Annotated in this window: 2 protein-coding genes; both read left to right on the forward strand. The window is 69.1% G+C overall.

What is annotated here, in order from left to right; all coding sequences use genetic code 11:
- Window positions 1-512 precede the first annotated feature (512 nt).
- Window positions 513-1,333 (forward strand): IS5 family transposase gene (locus ACJA3G_RS36560; protein WP_406557324.1). Its coding sequence is split into 2 segments (ribosomal slippage): window positions 513-869 and window positions 872-1,333, totalling 819 coding nucleotides; the frame shifts between segments, so codons are not numbered across the junction.
- A gap of 77 nt (window positions 1,334-1,410) precedes the next feature.
- The coding region (locus ACJA3G_RS36565; RefSeq protein ID WP_406557323.1) for a transposase at window positions 1,411-1,627 on the forward strand (217 nt) is incomplete at its 3' end.

Here is a 1,627-nt window from a genome sequence, read left to right on the forward strand (position 1 = left end):
CGCCAGCCCCAGCCCCGCGGACCCACGTCCGTCATGGCCTTCGCACCGGCGGCCGAGCGCCGTCTCCCGACGGTCGCGCGGCGGCCTGTGTGTCGGTCAGCAGTCGGCTCGGAGGTGGGCAGGGGAGTCCTGAGGCCCATGATGTACCGGATCCTCTTCCGTCCGGACGGACTCGACGCCGCGTACGCGCGCCGACTCGTCGCAGAGGCCCTCGCCCAGACCGGGCCAGGACCAGGTGGTCGCAGCGGCGGAGGTCGACCCCCCGGCCCCGTACACCTGCGACGCGTGGCTCGCCGCCCTCGCCGCCCGGCTGAGGTCCACCGCCTGAGGCCCGGCACTCCCGCCCCGTACCGCGTTGCCAGGGCGAGATTCGGCAAGCTGTCGTGCGCAACGAATTCGGGCTGGTCATTGCCCTGTTTACCCGTCCCGATCATGGCTCTGCCCCAGACATCGAGCGTCGCGTCGCTGAGATCCCTGACGGTCCACTTAGAGATCATCTCATTTGGCTGGGTATGCTGCTGGTCGTGTCGGGGATCGTTGAGCGGCTGGTGCCGGACGAGTTGTGGGAGCTGTTCCAGCGGGTGGTGCCGGAGGCGCCGTCGCGACCTCAGGGTGGTGGCCGGCGTCGGCACGGCGACCGCGAAGTACTGGCCGCGATCGTGTTCGTGGCGACGTCAGGCTGCACGTGGCAGCAGTTGCCGACCGCCTCGTTCGGGCCGTCCGGCGCGACAGCCCACCGGCGCTTCACGGAGTGGACGAAGGCCCGCGTGTGGGCCAAGCTGCACCGCCTTGTCCTCGACGAACTCGGCGCCCGCGGCGACCTGGACTGGTCCCGCTGCGCGATCGACTCGGTGAACATGCGGGCCCTGAAAAGGGGGACCTGGCAGGTCCGAATCCTGTCGACCGGGGCAAGTACGGCTCAAAGATCCACCTGATCACCGAGCGGAACGGTCTGCCCCTGTCTGTCGGCATCTCCGGCGCCAACGTCCACGACAGCCAGGCCCTGATCCCGCTCGTGAAGGGCATACCGCCGATTCGATCCCGGCGATGCCCCCGACGACGCAAGCCCGAGAAACTGCACGCCGACAAGGGATACGACTACTCCCACCTACGACGATGGTTATCCCAGCGGGGCATCCGGCACCGCATCGCCCGAAAGGGAGTCGAGACCTCACAGCGGCTCGGCCGGCACCGGTGGACCATCGAACGCACCATGGCATGGCTCGCTGGATGCCGTCGCCTCCACCGTCGCTACGAGCGCAAAGCCGAGCACTTCCTCGCCTTCACGAGCCTCGCCTGCACCCTCATCTGCTACCGCCGGCTCGCCAAATGAAATGACTTCTTAGTATTGCAACGGCGCTTGCCGTGACTGGTGGGCAGGTGTCATGGGCTGTTTCCGCGTCGTTTGTGGTGACTGATGCGGGCCTGGTGCTGGCGTCGGCGTCGCCAGGGGCCGAACTCGACGCCCGGATCAAAGCCCGCTTCCGCCGGCACCGGGACGCCGAGATCATCCTCCCGCTGCCCGGCATGGGCCCCACCACCGGTGCCGAGTTCGTCGCCGCGACCGGCGGGGACCTCACCGCCTTCGCCAGCCCCGACCGCCTCGCCGACTTCGCCCCAGCCCCCC

The sequence above is a fragment of the Streptomyces sp. YS-3 genome (assembly GCF_045257485.1).
In the GTDB taxonomy this organism is placed as follows: Bacteria; Actinomycetota; Actinomycetes; order Streptomycetales; family Streptomycetaceae; genus Streptomyces.